This is a genomic window from Sediminicola sp. 1XM1-17, assembly GCF_037203765.1.
GTDB lineage: Bacteria > Bacteroidota > Bacteroidia > Flavobacteriales > Flavobacteriaceae > Sediminicola.
Genome location: NZ_JBBCAS010000007.1, coordinates 188,277 through 204,849 on the forward strand (window position 1 = coordinate 188,277; position 16,573 = coordinate 204,849).

At 41.0% G+C, this 16,573-nt stretch carries 17 protein-coding genes; 5 read left to right on the plus strand and 12 right to left on the minus strand.

The features are described 5' to 3' along the window. Window positions 1-92: 92 nt before the first annotated feature. A complete protein-coding gene (locus WAA86_RS12065) occupies window positions 93-1,472 on the minus strand; it encodes a M28 family peptidase (protein WP_337301262.1) in 1,380 nt (459 codons plus the stop codon). After that, complete coding sequence (locus WAA86_RS12070; RefSeq protein WP_337301263.1) at window positions 1,469-2,353, minus strand: PPK2 family polyphosphate kinase; 885 nt, start codon at window positions 2,351-2,353, stop codon at window positions 1,469-1,471. The genes WAA86_RS12065 and WAA86_RS12070 overlap by 4 nt, the downstream gene beginning before the upstream one ends. 199 nt (window positions 2,354-2,552) lie before the next feature. On the opposite strand from WAA86_RS12070, the gene WAA86_RS12075 reads away from it, so the two are divergent. Further along, complete coding sequence (locus WAA86_RS12075; RefSeq protein WP_337301264.1) at window positions 2,553-3,251, plus strand: hypothetical protein; 699 nt, start codon at window positions 2,553-2,555, stop codon at window positions 3,249-3,251. 43 nt (window positions 3,252-3,294) lie between these two features. Here WAA86_RS12075 and WAA86_RS12080 read toward each other — a convergent pair whose 3' ends face one another. The 9 genes from WAA86_RS12080 to WAA86_RS12120 all read right to left on the minus strand — a co-directional run bounded on the left by WAA86_RS12080 (window position 3,295) and on the right by WAA86_RS12120 (window position 12,018). Further along, entirely contained in the window at window positions 3,295-4,458 is a 1,164-nt protein-coding gene (locus WAA86_RS12080; protein ID WP_337301265.1) for a sigma-54-dependent transcriptional regulator, read from the minus strand. Between the two features lie 137 nt (window positions 4,459-4,595). Beyond that, window positions 4,596-5,438 carry a mechanosensitive ion channel family protein gene (locus WAA86_RS12085; RefSeq protein WP_337301266.1) on the minus strand — a complete coding sequence of 281 codons (843 nt, stop codon included), beginning with the start codon at window positions 5,436-5,438 and terminating at the stop codon, window positions 4,596-4,598. Between the two features lies 1 nt (window position 5,439). After that, complete coding sequence (locus WAA86_RS12090) at window positions 5,440-6,774, minus strand: ABC transporter permease (protein WP_337301267.1); 1,335 nt, start codon at window positions 6,772-6,774, stop codon at window positions 5,440-5,442. Continuing rightward, complete coding sequence (locus WAA86_RS12095) at window positions 6,767-7,702, minus strand: ABC transporter ATP-binding protein (protein WP_337301268.1); 936 nt, start codon at window positions 7,700-7,702, stop codon at window positions 6,767-6,769. The genes WAA86_RS12090 and WAA86_RS12095 overlap by 8 nt, the downstream gene beginning before the upstream one ends. Window positions 7,703-7,895: 193 nt before the next feature. Then, window positions 7,896-9,020 carry a molecular chaperone DnaJ gene (gene dnaJ / locus WAA86_RS12100; protein ID WP_337301269.1) on the minus strand — a complete coding sequence of 375 codons (1,125 nt, stop codon included), beginning with the start codon at window positions 9,018-9,020 and terminating at the stop codon, window positions 7,896-7,898. A 9-nt stretch (window positions 9,021-9,029) separates the two neighbouring features. Next, window positions 9,030-9,602 carry a nucleotide exchange factor GrpE gene (locus tag WAA86_RS12105; RefSeq protein ID WP_337301270.1) on the minus strand — a complete coding sequence of 191 codons (573 nt, stop codon included), beginning with the start codon at window positions 9,600-9,602 and terminating at the stop codon, window positions 9,030-9,032. Window positions 9,603-9,752: 150 nt separating this feature from the next. Further along, complete coding sequence (locus tag WAA86_RS12110) at window positions 9,753-10,715, minus strand: TIGR01777 family oxidoreductase (RefSeq protein WP_337301271.1); 963 nt, start codon at window positions 10,713-10,715, stop codon at window positions 9,753-9,755. Window positions 10,716-10,829: 114 nt separating this feature from the next. Beyond that, complete coding sequence (gene mnmD / locus WAA86_RS12115) at window positions 10,830-11,513, minus strand: tRNA (5-methylaminomethyl-2-thiouridine)(34)-methyltransferase MnmD (protein ID WP_337301272.1); 684 nt, start codon at window positions 11,511-11,513, stop codon at window positions 10,830-10,832. Between the two features lies 1 nt (window position 11,514). Further along, on the minus strand, window positions 11,515-12,018 hold the full coding sequence (locus WAA86_RS12120) for a DUF4920 domain-containing protein (RefSeq protein WP_337301273.1): 504 nt from the start codon (window positions 12,016-12,018) through the stop codon (window positions 11,515-11,517). Between the two features lie 106 nt (window positions 12,019-12,124). Here WAA86_RS12120 and WAA86_RS12125 point away from each other — a divergent pair, with 106 nt between their 5' ends. Then, window positions 12,125-13,189, plus strand: a complete 1,065-nt coding sequence (locus WAA86_RS12125) for a branched-chain amino acid aminotransferase (RefSeq protein WP_337301274.1) — start codon at window positions 12,125-12,127, stop codon at window positions 13,187-13,189. A 48-nt stretch (window positions 13,190-13,237) separates the two neighbouring features. Here WAA86_RS12125 and WAA86_RS12130 read toward each other — a convergent pair whose 3' ends face one another. Further along, window positions 13,238-13,627, minus strand: coding sequence for a nucleoside triphosphate pyrophosphohydrolase family protein (locus WAA86_RS12130; protein ID WP_337301275.1), 390 nt, complete (start codon window positions 13,625-13,627; stop codon window positions 13,238-13,240). Between the two features lie 543 nt (window positions 13,628-14,170). Here WAA86_RS12130 and crcB point away from each other — a divergent pair. The 3 genes from crcB (at window position 14,171) to WAA86_RS12145 (ending at window position 16,446) form a co-directional block, all read left to right on the plus strand. Next, window positions 14,171-14,542 (plus strand): fluoride efflux transporter CrcB, encoded by a 372-nt coding sequence (gene crcB, locus WAA86_RS12135; RefSeq protein WP_337301276.1) that lies wholly within the window; start codon window positions 14,171-14,173, stop codon window positions 14,540-14,542. Window positions 14,543-14,831: 289 nt separating this feature from the next. Beyond that, complete coding sequence (locus tag WAA86_RS12140) at window positions 14,832-15,170, plus strand: P-II family nitrogen regulator (RefSeq protein ID WP_337301277.1); 339 nt, start codon at window positions 14,832-14,834, stop codon at window positions 15,168-15,170. Window positions 15,171-15,201: 31 nt separating this feature from the next. Next, window positions 15,202-16,446 carry an ammonium transporter gene (locus WAA86_RS12145; RefSeq protein WP_337301278.1) on the plus strand — a complete coding sequence of 415 codons (1,245 nt, stop codon included), beginning with the start codon at window positions 15,202-15,204 and terminating at the stop codon, window positions 16,444-16,446. Window positions 16,447-16,573: the final 127 nt, after the last annotated feature.

The window sequence follows — 16,573 nt, forward strand, 5'->3', positions numbered from 1 at the left end:
TGTGCCATTATCTTTAAAACTGTGAGCATAAAAAAGGGAACTGTTTTCACAGTTCCCCATGTTTCGAGCCAGAAATAACTTCAGTCCCATATTTAGTTGGGTAGAATCCCATACTTGTCGAACAAGTAGACCAAACTTGCCATAGTAGCTGCTCCAAGTTCCAATTCCCTTTTGTTTACATGTTCAAAAGTATCATTCTGCGCGTGGTGGTGGTCAAAATAGCGCTGGGAGTCGGGTACCAGTCCCGCCAGTACCACCTGTTTGTTTTTTAACGGGCCAATGTCCGCTCCACTGTGCCCCTTTTCGAACAAATGGACCAGATATGGCTCAAACAAAGTTTTCCATGACAATAACCGTTCAAAATTGGCATCCGAACTATCAAAAGAAAAACCGCGAGGCGTAAATCCTCCCGCATCACTCTCCAGTGCAAAGATGTGGTTCTCCTTTTTACTCGTGGCCACTTCGGCATACTTATTACCTCCACGGAGTCCGTTTTCCTCGTTCATGAACAGTACGGCCCTAATGGTACGTTCTGGCTTATAGCCATTGACTTTCATTAGTCGAAGCACTTCCATACTCTGCACCACACCGGCCCCATCGTCATGGGATCCATCTCCTAGGTCCCAAGAGTCCAGGTGTCCACTTACAACAATGATCTCATCGGGATGGACACTGCCTTTAATTTCACCAATAACGTTGAAGGACTCTACATCCTCATATTGTTTGCAGCTCTGTCGAAAGAAGAATTTTACCTTTGGGTTAAGTTTCAAAGTAGTACTGAGCAATTCGGCACCATTGGTACTGATGGCTGCTGCAGGGATCCTACTTTCCACGGGCAGATCACCATAACTCATGGATCCTGTATGAGGAAAATCGTCCAATCGAAGGTTCATGGATCTGACAATGACACCTACCGCCCCTAATTTTGCCGCTTCTTCAGCTCCTGAGTAACGTTGATCGACACAACCAGAATATGCTTCAAATGTCTTGATCAGGGTAGGATCCATAGGTCGGTTAAAAAAAACTATCTTACCGGCAATCTTTGACCTGCCCAATTTCTTGAGCTGTTCAATTCCCTCTACCTCTATTATATCGGCCTTGATTCCGACACCAGGTGTAGCTACGGAGCCGCCCAATGCGCAGATGGGAACGTTGTTTGTCATACCCGGTTGATTTTCTATATAGGCAAATTCAGGGGCACCCCTGACCCATTTGGGAACCATGACCGGCTGTAGCCAAACTTTGTCCAACCCAAGGGAATCCATCTGTTTTTTGGTATATTCTACCGCCTGTTGTGCCTGAACGGATCCAGATAATCTTCCCCCAATCTGATTGGACAAATAATTGAGCCAATCATAGGACCTGCCATCTGTCAATGCGGCATTATAGATTGCCTTAATCTGTTTTTCATCATTTGTTTGGGAAAACCCAATAGTTACTGTCAAAAACAACAATAGCCCAAGTATTCTCATGCTTTCTCTTTTTCTAGTTGAGATTTATAGGCTTCTAAATTAGCCTTTATTTCCTCGTCGAGTTCGGGTTCCTTGATATCTTTGTATTTTTTTAACTCTTCCAATATTATGGATGCAACGATTAAACGTGCCCCTGCCTTTACATCGGCCGGGATGACGTACCAAGGTGCTTTTGGCCCTGAGGTCTTATTGATCGCATCCTCATAGCAATCTTGATAGGCATCCCATAATTTACGCTCCTTTAGGTCCCCTGGAGAGAATTTCCAGTTTTTTTGCTTCAGTTCAAGCCTTCTCAGCAAACGCTGCCGTTGTTCTTCCTTGGAAAGGTGTAGGAAAAACTTGAATATGATGGTTCCATTTTCAGCGATATGCCTTTCAAAATTATTAATCTGTTCAAAGCGTTTTTCCCAGAAATGCGCATCTATATCCGCAACCTCATGAATTCCCGGAATGTTCTCCCCCAAAATATATTCGGGATGTACCCGGGTAACCAGAACATTTTCATAATGCGTGCGGTTAAAAACCCCAAATTTGCCTTTGGCCGGCAGGGCAATGTAATGGCGCCATAGGTAATCGTGCTTCAGCTCCAATTCAGTAGGGACCTTAAAACTGTGCACTACCACCCCTCTGGCATTCACATCTTTGAAAACTTCACGTATGAGGCTATCTTTGCCCGCGGTGTCCATGCCTTGTAGACAGATCAGTACGGCATATTTTCCATGGGCATAGAGCACATCTTGAAGTTTGCTCAATTCCTGTCGGATTTCTTCCAGCTCACTTTTCAATTTCTTCTCGGAGGCCCTTAGATCTTCAGACGTATCCAAAGTTGCCAAGGTAATTGGACCTGTTACCTTATAACTTTCGGTATTAACTTTCTTCATGCCATGAATATAATTATAATTTGGCCTTTCCTCATATCACTGAACAACAATTTTGGTCAGTTTTTGGTCCGAAAATTGCACCATTTGCCCCGAACATATAGTAAAACGGCACTTTATCGATTAAATAATTGTGTATAGGCAAGCCTAACTAACTTTAAACCTGTAAGATACCCAAATCCTTACACCTAAAACCTACGTTATGAAAACACAATACTTTTTGCTCAGTGCAATGGCTTTGTGCATTTTATCTTCCTTTAACATCAACAAAGCCTGTGACTATGCCAGTTCCAATATTGGTTATATAAAAACTCAGACCGAAATGGCAATCAAGGCAGAGAATATCAACAAATCCAGATATTATGCCTATAAAGCTTTGAGTGCTATAGATAAATCCAAGAAACAATTGGAAAATTGTGATTGTGAATATGCCTCAAACGCTATTGATGAGACCGCTGAAAATTTAAAAAATGCGACTCGTGCCACCACCATGGCAAGCACCAGAATTCTTTTGGAAAAAGCGATACACAATGCAAATGGCGGTTTGGACGCAATTAGTGAACACGAGCTGCACAAGAGCAAATACGCCAGTGATGTCTTGGCCATAAATACAAAGGAAACCGAGAGGGAAAAAACGGCAATGCGCCTTCCAGAGCAGCCTATTTTACATGACAAGATCGACAAATCCCTACAAAGTTATGAAAAGTCCCTTTCCAATGTGGTAAATTCCTTGGATTGCAATGAGGCCTATGCCTATGCCATAAATGTCTATCAAAACTGTGAAAAGCAATTGTTGCGTACCGATATAACTGAGGCCAAAATGTACTATAATTTAAAAACAAAGTCGATCACTGAAAAGGCCCTTATAAAGTTGGAGGCTTGCAGAAAAAATTCAAAGTAATCGTTTCAACAATAAAAAAGTCCTTCTGAGAAGGACTTTTTTATTATTTACTGCCAAAGAGCTTAACGTCTTCTTCCGTGACTTCCTTGCCCCCAAGTATAATCAATCGTTCCACAACGTTCCGCAATTCGCGTATGTTGCCTGTCCAATCGTATTTTTGAAGTATATCAACTGCCTTATCTGAAAATACTTTTGTGACTGTCCCCTGCTCCTCTGCAATTTTTTCGGCAAAATAGGAGATCAACAAAGGAATATCTTCCCTTCGGTCGTTCAAGGCGGGAACTTGGATGAGGATAACGGCAAGCCTGTGATAAAGATCTTCCCTAAAGTTGCCTTCATTAATTTCCTTTTTTAGGTCTTTGTTCGTTGCTGCAATCACCCGCACATCTACCTTAATATCCTTATCGGACCCTACCCTTGAGATCTTGCTTTCCTGAAGGGCACGCAAAACCTTTGCCTGTGCCGATAGGCTCATATCCCCTATCTCGTCCAAGAAAATGGTACCATTGTTGGCAGCTTCAAATTTTCCTGCCCTATCCTTTACCGCTGAAGTAAAAGCTCCCTTAACATGACCAAAAAGTTCGCTTTCAATGAGTTCAGAAGGAATGGCTGCGCAATTCACTTCAATAAACGGCGCACCACTGCGCTGACTCTTTTCGTGGATCCAATGCGCCACCAATTCTTTGCCCGTTCCGTTGGCACCGGTGATCAGTACCCTGGCATCTGTGGGAGCAACCTTTTCGATCATGTCCTTGATCATTCCCAAGGCCTTGCTTTCACCGATCATTTGATAGTGCTTACTGACCTTTTTCTTTAGGATCTTATTTTCAATCACCAATTCCTTCTTGTCCAGGGCATTTCTCACTGTGGTGAGCAATCTGTTCAAATCGGGTGGTTTGGAGATATAATCGAATGCCCCCATTCTCATGGTATTCACAGCCGTATCCAAATCTCCATGTCCGGAGATCATTATAAAGGGAATTTCAGGTCGTAATTTTCTGGCAGCCTCCAATACTTCGACACCATCCATTTTTGGCATTTTAATATCACACAAAACAAGGTCATAATCTTCCTTTTTTATGCTTTCCAAGCCTTTTAGACCATCCTCTGCCTCTTCAACAATGTAGGCATCATTCTCCTCGCTCAATATTTTCACTAGAACCCTCCTAATGGCCGATTCATCTTCAATTACCAATATTTTTGACATCTATTCTAACTTATTAACTACTAACGTTTATTGTACTACTTTGGTATGACGTTTAAGAGACCATTTTTCATGCCAAATTGACTTCCCTATAACTTCCTACCAGCAATCTCTGAAAATTGCATATCTCATTTCACCCTCTATTGAAAGATATGGACATCTCTTTGCGGGAAAGGTATGCTTATATTGTGCTCCCTGAATTTATCGTTGATCTTAAACCTTATTTCACTCTTCAACCTAGGATCACTGAAACTGTCGTTGATAAAAAAATTGATGGAAAACAGAAGGGCAGAATCCCCAAAATCTTCAAACAAAACAAAGGATTTTGGACTTTTCAAAACCCCTTTCTGTGAAGCCGCCACTTCTTCCAGTAATTTGGTCACCAATCGCACATCGGAACCATAGGCTACTCCTACTTTTACACTTTCCCTAGTAGTGCGGTGATTTTGGGTGTAGTTATAAATACTATCTGTTAAAAATATATGGTTGGGAATAACAATGACCTTATCATCACGGGTTATGGCCCTAGTTGTCCTTAGCCTAATCTCAAAAACCCTTCCTATCTTATCCTCCACCTCAATGATATCCCCCACATGTAATGATTGGTCCAAAATGATCAGAATACCGGAAATTATGTCTTGGAACAAATATTGAAGGGCAAAACCCAGACCTACAAAAAGCGCTGCAGAAGCTGTCAAAAGGACTGTTAAATTAACACCTGAAGCGTGCAACACCGTTAAGACAACAAAAATATACAGGAGGTATTTAAAGAACCCGAAGATGCTCACGAACTTGTTCTTGTCCTCCTCGGGTAATTTGGAGGTCACCACCTTGTGTACCAATTTTAACAAAAAGGTTACCAATATAAGGACTACGACGACCGTTAAAATGGTACCCACATTAATATCTATCGAATCACTCTGGAAAACCTCAATGGACAAAAAATCCTTGAACTCTGACCAAACTACCTTAATCTTATCCATTTTAATACTTCAACCATTTAAAAAGTTCTTTATAGCTTGGCTTTTTCCCGTACATTAAAATACCTACGCGGTAGATCTTTGCAGCCAACCATACTATACCCACAAAAGTAACGATCAATAGTGCTATGGATGTAATCAACTGCCATACCGGCACCCCCCCTTCTCCCAGTCCGCCCGGCAACCTCATCAGCATTACAATGGGCGAGGTTAGCGGAAATAAGGAAAAAGCAACTGCAATGGGTCCATGGGGGTTATTGAATACCGAGAAAAATCCGACATAGATGCCCAACATGAGGGGCAATATGATTGGAAAAATAAACTGTTGCGTATCGGTCTCATTGTCCACGGCCGCTCCAATTGCGGCATAAATGGAGCTGTAGATCAAATAGCCAAGAACAAAATAGACCAGAAAAAAGCTGATGAGCATGGCCCATGGTATCTGAAATAGCTCATTGGCGTACAACTGTAATGTTTCATTGGCACTGTTAGGGGTGATCCCCCCAACTGCCTCTGCCCCCATTGGACTCCCATTGCCAAGGGCTGCGGGTTCTAAGCCAAAAATAAGTATGACTATAGAAAGTAGCAATGCTCCCGAAACTATCCAAATGGCGAATTGGGTAATGCCCGCCAGTGATGTTCCAATAATTTTTCCCAGCATCAATTGAAATGGTTTTACCGAGGAAATAATTACCTCGATAATTCTACTGGTTTTTTCCTCTATGACACTTCGCATTACAAAACCGCCATATATGATAATGAACATCATGATCAGATATCCAAATCCACCACCGATGATGGCCTTGATTTCATTGATGCCTTTTAAGTTCTGTTCGCCACTAAAAGTAGTGGCATTAATTTCATAGGGCTTGTCCATAGCCTCAAAATCCTGTACAGAAACTCCTAAATCCTGAATTCTGCCAAGCCTTAGTCGGTCTTGAAAAGTATCTTCCAAGATTTCCAGAATGGATGTACTTGGCGAATCCTTGCTATAAAAAACAGCATTTTGGGCCACCGTTTCCAAGTTGCCATTGTCAGGTATATGCAGCAGGCCATAATAGCCCAAACTCGCAGTTGAATCTTTGGCCGATTCTAGACTAATATCCTTAAAATTAACATAGGAAAGATGCTCCGTGGATAAGAAATCGCTGGAAAAATAATCACTTTCGTTCAAGATGGTTATAACGCGCTCCTCACTGTCGTTCACCTTGGTCAAATAGGCAATGAGCACCACCATTCCAACCATTAGAATGGGACTCAAGAAAGTCATAATGACAAAGGATTTATTCCGGACCTTGGCCAAGTATTCCCTCTTAATAATGAGTAGCAGTTTATTCATGGGTGTTTTTACTTTGGATGGTTTGAATAAATATTTCGTTGGCCGATGGAATGGTCTCCACAAAATGATTAATATTTGCCTTGGAAGATAAATGGGCCAACAGGTGCCCGGTATGATTGTTTGGCAATTGTATGGTGAAATCCAATTGATTTTCTTCCCTTAGAAAAATAGGGGCGGATATGGTAAATTTTTGCTGCAGCTCATTCAACAGGCTTTCTCCATCCAGCACTTCCAGCCCAACCTTGAACACATTGTTTTTATAGGCCTTCTTGATTTCGGACAGTTTTCCGTCCAGTATTTTTTCCGACTTATGGATAAGGGCAATATATTCACATAGCTCTTCCACTGATTCCATTCTATGGGTAGAAAAAATGATGCTCGTTCCATTTTCCTTTAACTGCAGGATTTCATCCTTAATGATATTGGCATTTATGGGATCAAAACCACTAAAGGGCTCATCAAAGATCAATAACTTGGGTTGGTGCAGTACGGTCACGATGAACTGGATCTTCTGTGCCATTCCCTTGGAAAGTTCTTGCACCTTTTTACCCCACCAGTCCCCTATTTCCAATCTGTCGAACCAATATTTTAAACGTTCTTTTGCCTCGGCCTTTGTTAAACCCTTCAATTGGGCCAAATACAAAGCCTGCTCCCCTACTTTCATACTTTTGTAAAGCCCTCTTTCTTCCGGAAGATACCCGATCATGGAAATATGCTGGGGTTGTAGTGGTTTTCCATCAAAAAATACCCGGCCGCTATCGGGATAGGTAATTTGATTAATTATTCTGATCAACGTCGTTTTTCCAGCGCCATTTGGCCCAAGGAGACCGTAAATACTATTCTTGGGGATTTCAAGAGAAACATTGGTAAGCGCTGCATGGTCACCAAACTGTTTGGAGACACTTTCAGCTACTAAAATAGAGTTCATGTACGCAATTTTTCCAAAGATAATTAATTGCTTTAAAAGGATATTTGAGATTAGGATGTTTATTTAAAAACAAAACCCACCCTTATCAGAGACAAGGATGGGAAAAAAATTGCTATGAAAAAGAAAATTAATATTGGTTTCCCAATATTAGATCAAATATACGTTTTTTATTTAAAATGAAAACTATAAATACTTAAGAGAACATATCCTTAACTTTTTCAAAAAACGATTTATCGGATTTCTCTGGGTTAGGCATAAAATTTTCATGATTTTGCATGCGCTCAAAAAATTCGCGTTGCTCCTTGTTGGCTTCCTTTGGTGTCCACACATTCACATGTACCAAAAGGTCTCCGGCACCGTATCCGTTAAGGCTCGTAATACCTTTTCCTCTCAATCTTAAGATCTTACCGGACTGTATCCCAGCCTCTAATTTGATTCTCACCTTGCCCGTCACGGAGTCTATTTCTTTGGAAGTTCCCAAAACAGCTTCCGAAAAGCTTATGTACAGATCATAATGAAGGTTATCGCCTTCTCTTTTCAAGGTATTGTGTTCCTCTGTTTCAATGGCGACCAATAAATCTCCTGGAACACCATTGCCAGGGGCATCGTTACCTTTTCCGGAAACCTTCAGTTGCATCCCTTCCTCAACACCACCAGGTATCTTTATGGAAACGGTTTCTTCCTTAACGATCATTCCATGGGCATCGGCCTCATTGGGCTTTTTATCTATGGTCTGACCGCTACCACCACAAACGTTACAAGTTGCGGCAGTCTGCATTCTTCCCAAAATGGTATTGGTGATCTTTGTCACCTGTCCCCTTCCGCCACAGGTAGCACATGTTGTATAGGTAACGCCTTCGGCTTGGACCTTTCTTCGGACCTTGACCGTCTTTTCAACGCCATTGGCAACTTCTTCCAGGGTAAGTTTTACCCTGATTCTCAAATTGCTTCCCTTTACCCTGCGCTGCTGGCCTCCGCCACCAAAGCCGCTAAAGCCTCCGAAGCCTCCACCGCCAAATGCGCTGCCAAAGATATCGCCGAACTGACTGAATATGTCATCCATATTCATGCCGCCACCACCACCGAAACCACCGCCTTCAAATGCAGCATGTCCATATTGGTCGTATCTCGCCTTTTTATTAGGGTCACTGAGAACCTCATATGCCTCAGCTGCTGTTTTGAACATTTCTTCGGCTTTGGCATCCCCAGGATTTTTATCCGGGTGATATTCAATGGCTTTTTTGCGGTATGCCTTTTTAATTTCGGCCGTGCTCGCGTTCTTGCCAATTCCTAAAATGTCGTAATAATCTTGCTTCATACTTTAAATTTAGTTCCCAACAACTACTTTTGGATGACGAATAATTTTATCCCCAAGGGTAAAACCTTTTTCTATCACATCTATAATTTTACCTTTCAATTTTTTGTCCGGTGCTGGTATCTGTGTAATGGCTTCGTGAACCTCAGCATCGAAATGGTCTCCTTGTTTCACCTCGATGACCTGTAATCCTTTCGCCTTCAAAACTTCGTTGAGCTTATTGTTGATCAGCTCAACACCTTTGTACATCTCCTTATCATCTGATTTGGCCAGTTCTTTCATAGCGCGTTCAAAATCGTCCATAACGGGCAATAAGGAAACGATCACTTCCTGTCCCGCTGTTTTGAAGAGCTCCATGCGTTCCTTGGAGGTACGTCTTTTGTAATTTTCAAATTCTGCAAAAAGACGTAAAAATTTATCCTTTTCCTTTGCCAAATCTTGCTGCAATTGTTCTTCTGCCGTCAATTCGACACTTCCTTCATTATTTTCCTCAACAACGCTCCCTTCATTCTCTTGCATCTCGTCATTGGTATGTGCATCAGAAACCATTTCTTCCATTTCTTCTGCTTTATTTTTCTTGCTCATTTGTGTATCTTTAATATCGTAGTAAAATCAGATGGCAAAAGTACTGCCAATTCTTTAAAAATGTCAAAATGTCATTAAACTTTATAAAAAAACACCCACTTTAGGCGGATGTTCTATTGGCATGGTACTTTACGTAAATTCGTGGGCCTATCACCTTAAAAACTCAGTTTGGGAAACAGTATCTTCCTGCTTTACCTTATCTGTCACGGAATAGATGCCCTCCAGGGCTTTACAAATATTTTGATAGTGAAAAACAAATCCTTCCTCTTCTATTTTTTTACTGCTGACACGTTGGCTCGCAAATAATATATAGGACATTTCCCCTAATATCAGTTTCATTGCGAATTTTGGGATGTTTGGCAAAATCAACGGCTTGTTCAATTGCTTGGCGATCTCTTTGACCAATTTATTGTTGCAGATTGGGTTTGGTGCTACCCCATTATAAACCCCCTGTAATTTATTGTTGGCCACAAATAGGAACATTCTGGCCAGATCTTTAATTTGTATCCATGATTGCCATTGGTCGCCCGAACCAAAAGCTGCTCCAACATAATTATTGATAGGTTTTGCCATTTCAGGTAGCGCCCCTCCTTCTGCGGAAAGTACAAGTCCTATCCTAATTTTGGCAACACTAAAATTAAATTTCTTAAAAGTATCGGCTTCGCTTTCCCATGCCTCAACTACTTCACCCAAAAAACTATCATCAACTGCTTGTTCGTTCTCGGCATAATAATTGGAAAGGGAGCTGGGATAGATCCCTATGGCCGAGGCAGTTACAAAAGACTCTATGTTTGAAGGATCGGCCTGTTCCAACCCATTTCTCAAGGTTCTCAAACTGTCTATTCTACTGTTTAGAATAGCCTTTTTGTTGCTATTGGTCCAACGTTTGGATATGGAAACACCGGCCAGGTTAATGATGGAGGTAACCCCATCGAAGCAAGCGAGGTCTATTTCACCTCTGGAAGGATTCCAGTAATAACCGGTATAATTTGGTTTGGAAACAATTTTGTTTTTGCTCGTAGAAAGATAATTAACGTCAATATTTTTCTTCTGGCACAACTCAACAATCGCTGACCCCACCAAACCTGTCGCACCCGTTATCAATACTTTCATGCTAATTTTTGAGGTAAAGATATAGGTTTTAGGCAGGGAGGTCAAACCCTTTAATTAAGGTTTAACAGTATTGGCCAACAATAACTTAAGGAAAGTATAAAATTATGTTATTATTTAACCTTTCCCCTGTTCCGATGCAGTTTTTGTGGCACGCAGCATCTCTCTCTTCCCTGGAGGACCTGGCAAACGTTCTACTTTGAAACCTACGGATAACATCGCCCTACGAACACTCCCCTTTGCCGCATAGGTAACCAATACGCCATTTAGGCTGAGCGCATCGTACATTTTTTGAAAAAGAACCTCGGTCCAAAGTTCTGGCTGCACCCTAGCGCCGAACGCATCAAAATAAACAAGGTCATAGCTGTTGCTATCCTCAATTTCCATGAAATCTTTTTGTTGTTTTTGAAGGCTAAATTTTTCTGTCAATGAAATAGGCCTTTCCCAAGGGGAATTGTGCATCTGTTCGAATTCCGCTGTCAGGGATTCAGCACCGAGTTCCTTGATATAATCCAATTGTGCTACCTCTTCCTTGGTCACCGGAAAAGCTTCCACTCCGGTATAAGCCACTTCCAAGTTTAGCTTCTGGGCCTCCTTCAATGTTATCAATGCATTGAGACCTGTTCCAAAACCAATCTCAAGGATGGAAATTTTCCTATGGTCAAAAAGCGAAAGTCCATGCTTTATAAAAACATGGTATGCCTCCTGGACGGCACCGTGCTTGGAGTGGTACTGCTCATCCCAGTCCTCTATCTGTATGGTCTTGGAACCATCGGAAGTAGTTATGATCTTTCTTTTCATGTTATTGTTTTACCAATACCCCATCAGCTTCAAAGCTATAGGTTTTTTTGGGTTCGGTAATCAAGGCCAATTGTGCCTCCGAATCACCCGCATCCTTGGCAAAATGTTTTTGGTCCTCAATGGATTGCTCCTCTATGAACGCCTTCCCGTTGACAACAACTTCCTTACCCATAATATCTTTGGGCATGAAGAAACCATAATCCTTAAACCGCACCATAGCTTCCTCTCCATCTTCCAATTTCAATTTCATCCAACATCCTTTTGACTGACACACCTCGACAACAGTAGCCGTAAATTTGGCGGTAAGCGTGTCCGATACTGCCAAATTTTTATAATCCCCCCACATTTCTGTATGGGAAATGGCACCAACAGACTGAATTTCATCACCATAGGTACTATATTTTACCGTCTCTACAGTGGTTGTGGATTCTGCCGGAGTGGAATTTTTCTCTTTACAAGAGACAATCACTAGCATAAAAACAAGCAAAATGTTAAAACGTTTCATATCTGATAAATTTTTGTTCCAGATTACAAATCTGGTCTTTTTTAAACAAAAAAAGAAGTGCAACTAGTGATAATTCATTAATTTTATTGCCATAAATTTATATTGAATGGATGCGAGTGTAAAGAATGTTATCGTTGAGAAAGCGAAAACATCAAAAATTGACCAAGTGGATTTCGACAATCTGTCCTTTGGAAGTATTGTTACAGATCACATGATGGTATGCGATTACAAGGATGGTGCCTGGGAAACCCCAAAGGTTGTTCCCTATCAGCCCATTACATTGGATCCGTCCTCTAAAATATTCCACTACGGACAATCTGTTTTTGAAGGAATGAAGGCTTATAAGGATTCAGACAATAATGTTTGGCTATTCCGACCCTTGGAAAATCAGAAACGAATCAATATTTCATCTAAAAGATTGGCTATTCCAGAATTTCCGGAGGAGTATTTCATGGAAGGCCTGAAGGCGCTTTTGAAAGTGGACCAGCAATGGATTCCACAGAGCGAAGGAAGCTCCTTATACATTAGACCATTTGTATTCGCTACTGGCAAAGGATTCCACGCCTCTCCTGCCAACGAATACAAATTCATTATTGCCTGCGCCCCATCTGGACCATACTTTTCTGGAAAGGTGAAGGTATTGATAGAGGAAACCTATTCCAGGTCAGCAAATGGCGGTGTTGGTTTTGCAAAAGCTGGTGGTAATTATGCCGGTCAGTTTTACCCTACCCAATTGGCCGTTGCCAAAGGTTACAACCAAGTGATCTGGACCGATGATAACACCCACGAATACATCGAGGAAGCGGGAGCAATGAATATATTTATCAGGATCAACAACACCCTGATCACCAGTCCGACCAGCGACAGGATATTGGATGGTATTACCAGAAAAAGCTTGATTGAACTTGCAAAGGACGAGGGAATTGATGTTGAGGTACGCAAAATCACGGTAAAAGAAGTAGTTGAAGCCTCAAAAAACGGGTCCTTGATGGAAATGTTCGGTGCAGGAACCGCTGCGGTAATATCACCTATCTCAGCCTTCGGATACCAGGAAAAGGATTATGAACTTCCAGAATTGGAAAATAGTTATGCTTCTTTATTGAAGAAACGCATCACTGATATACAATACAACAGAGCCGAAGATAAGTTTGGCTGGAGGTATAAATTGTAAGAATACTTAAAATCAAAATAAAAAAAGCACCTTGACCAGGTGCTTTTTTTATTTCTTTTCCAAGATCTCCTTGATATTCGGCTTAAAGTAATTGGGTCCTTTCAACACCTTGCCATCTTCCCTGTAAATAGGTTTGCCATTCTCGCCCAATTTACTCATATTGCTCCGTTGTATCTCCTCAAAAACCTCCTCTATCTTATACTGCATACCGTGCTCCAAGATAGTTCCGCACAATATATACAACATATCCCCCAGAGCATCGGCAACCTCTACCAGATCATTATTGTTGGCGGCCTCCAAATATTCCTTGTTCTCTTCATCCATTAAATTGAACCTCAGCAAGTTTTTATTGACCCCCAAATCAGCTTTCGCGGTCTCGGAAATACCCAGTCCAAACGAACTATGGAATTGCTCAACTGCTCGTAGTTTACGTTTCATTGTTGTTGTATTTTAAGTTAGCTTTGCGTAAAAATAAAAAATATGTTCAGTAAGGGACAATTAATTTTTGCTGCCGTTTTTGTGATTGTGTTTATTGCAGTCATGATTTTTTCATACAAACAAGACAAGCAACTACACCTAAAAAATTATAAGGGGGTCAAGTGGATTGGCATAACCTTTATTACCTTTATAATAATTCTGTTTATAATTAAGTATTTGCTTAAAAATTAACACATTAACTGCTCACACCACAAAAACGACCACTTACACAACATAAAGTCCAAATACAACGTATAATATAAGAAAAGACGTACTTTTGCGTTATACTGCTAAACTAATTGGACAAATGGTAACATTTTTTAACATTCTCATTACATTGGTGGTAATCAATGCCATTCTTTTAATTTTTAGCGTGAACCGTACCAATAAGAAAAGTTCGAAAGTTTCTGAACAATCTTTAGAAGGTTCAACCTCAAAAATCTATCCTATAGATTTAAGTTCTTCCAACTACAAAAAAGCCATTTAGTTTTATACTTTTAGGGTATGAAACAAATGTTACTTGTTTTTTTAGGTGGAGGATTGGGAAGCATGCTGCGCTTTCTGATCTCCAAATCCTACAATCCCCTTTATACCAATTTTTACTTAGGAACTTTTTTGGCCAACAGCCTTGGATGCCTCATTATAGGGTTTCTATTGGGGCTTTCCGCCAAACAAAATTATCTTACACAAAACCAGACCCTGTTGTTGGCAACCGGTCTATGTGGAGGCTTTACCACCTTTTCTTCTTTTGCCCATGAAAACTTCACCTTCCTCAAGGCCGGTGAAATACTCAACTTCTCCCTATATACGCTCTCTAGCATGATCGTTGGGATCATCGCTGTAGCCATTGGCCTTTGGATCTCCAAATTGGTATAAGTGATAAGTCACTAGACCAAGACCACTACAATATATTAATATTACCATTTCAAGCTATTCGTTGATTATTTCGCAACATTTTGTCGAAAAACTTCTTCATACATCAACTATTACCATAAATCTCCCTAAAACAATAATCATAAATTCATTTTTTTAATTAATAAAAATCATACCCATAATTTTTTAGGGGGTAAATTATTATAAACATAAAAATTATGAATACACCCCTAACTTTTGAGGGGTGTTAATTTTTTTAACATACTTTTGGACCATAATTAACAAATCAATTATGAAAAAAGTAGAGGCAATTATCAGAAAGTCAAAATTTGACGAAGTAAAAAAAGCACTTCATCAAATTGAGGTTAACTTTTTCAGCTACTGGGATGTAACAGGAGTTGGAAATGAAAAACAAGGCCATGTTTATCGCGGTATTTCATACAGTACTTCGGATATCCAAAGAAGATATCTAGTCATTGTAGTTTCCGACGACTTCTTGGACAAAACCGTTAGCACCATTTTAGAGACAGCCAGTACCGGTAATGTAGGAGATGGAAAAATATTTATTTCCGAAGTTCTGGATGCTTATCGCATTAGAACAAAAGAAAACGGACACGCAGGTATCAACTAACTCAAGTAGAATTATTTAAACAAAACAAAAAATGGAAGCAGGATTATTTACAGCCAATAATGTTTGGATGATGATTTGTACAGCACTTGTATTCTTCATGCACCTAGGATTCTCCCTTTTGGAAATCGGGTTGACCAGACAAAAAAATACAATCAACATATTATTTAAAAACGTTTTTATTATCTGCGTGGGACTTCTCCTATACTACATAGGCGGATTTAACCTCATGTACCCTGGGGATTTTAATGGATATATCGGATTTGCAGGGTTTGGATTGGACCCAGGAGAAGCGGGAATGACCGTGGAGTACGCCAGTGGCGGCTACACGTATTGGACAGACTTTCTTTTTCAGGCGATGTTTGCAGCAACAGCAGCGACCATTGTTTCTGGAGCAGTGGCGGAGCGTATAAAATTGGGACCATTCATGATCTTCACTATAATATACGTAGGATTGGTATATCCAATCGTGGGATCTTGGCAATGGGGAGGTGGATTCCTATCCACCCTGGGCGGTGATGACGCAGGTTTTCATGATTTTGCCGGTTCTACCTTAGTTCACTCCGTAGGTGGATGGGCCGCAATAATCGCTGTATACCTATTGGGCCCACGAATCGGGAAATTTGGAGAAGACGGCAAACCAAATGCGATCCCTGGACACAACATACCTTTTGCAGCAGCTGGAGTTTTGATCCTATGGTTGGGATGGTTTGGGTTCAACGGCGGATCCGTACTTTCCGCTGACCCTGCCGGCACTTCCTTGGTACTTGTCACTACCAGTTTGGCAGCAGCTGCGGGCGGTGTGGGAGCATTTATCTTTTCTACCATCCTATACAAAAATTATGACCTTACCATGTTCCTTAATGGTATCCTTGGTGGATTGGTAGGCATTACTGCCGGAGCGGACCTAATGTCTCCCTTGGAAGCCATTATAATTGGTCTTATAGCCGGTGTGATCATTGTACTTGGTGTAGCCCTTATAGACAAAATTAAATTGGATGATCCAGTGGGTGCTATCGCAGTACACTTGATCTGCGGTATCTGGGGTACCTTGGCCGTAGGTATTTTTGGAGCCAAGGCTGGTGGCGATCAGTTTTTATATCAACTGGCCGGGGTTGGTGCAGCAGCAGTATTTTGCTCACTGACAGCATTCATCATCTTGTACACCCTTAAGAAAACAATAGGAATCCGTGTGTCCAAAGAAGAAGAAATAGAAGGCTTGGACCTACACGAACACGGAATGGATGCCTATCCCGATTTCAGACTGAACCAACACTAATAAAGTACACACATATAAAAACGGAGCGTTTTGCAGAACGCTCCGTTACATAACCCTTTCACATATAAAACTTCAAGAACAACAATCAATCATTCCTTTTTAATAAGGACAATTAAACCATTGAATT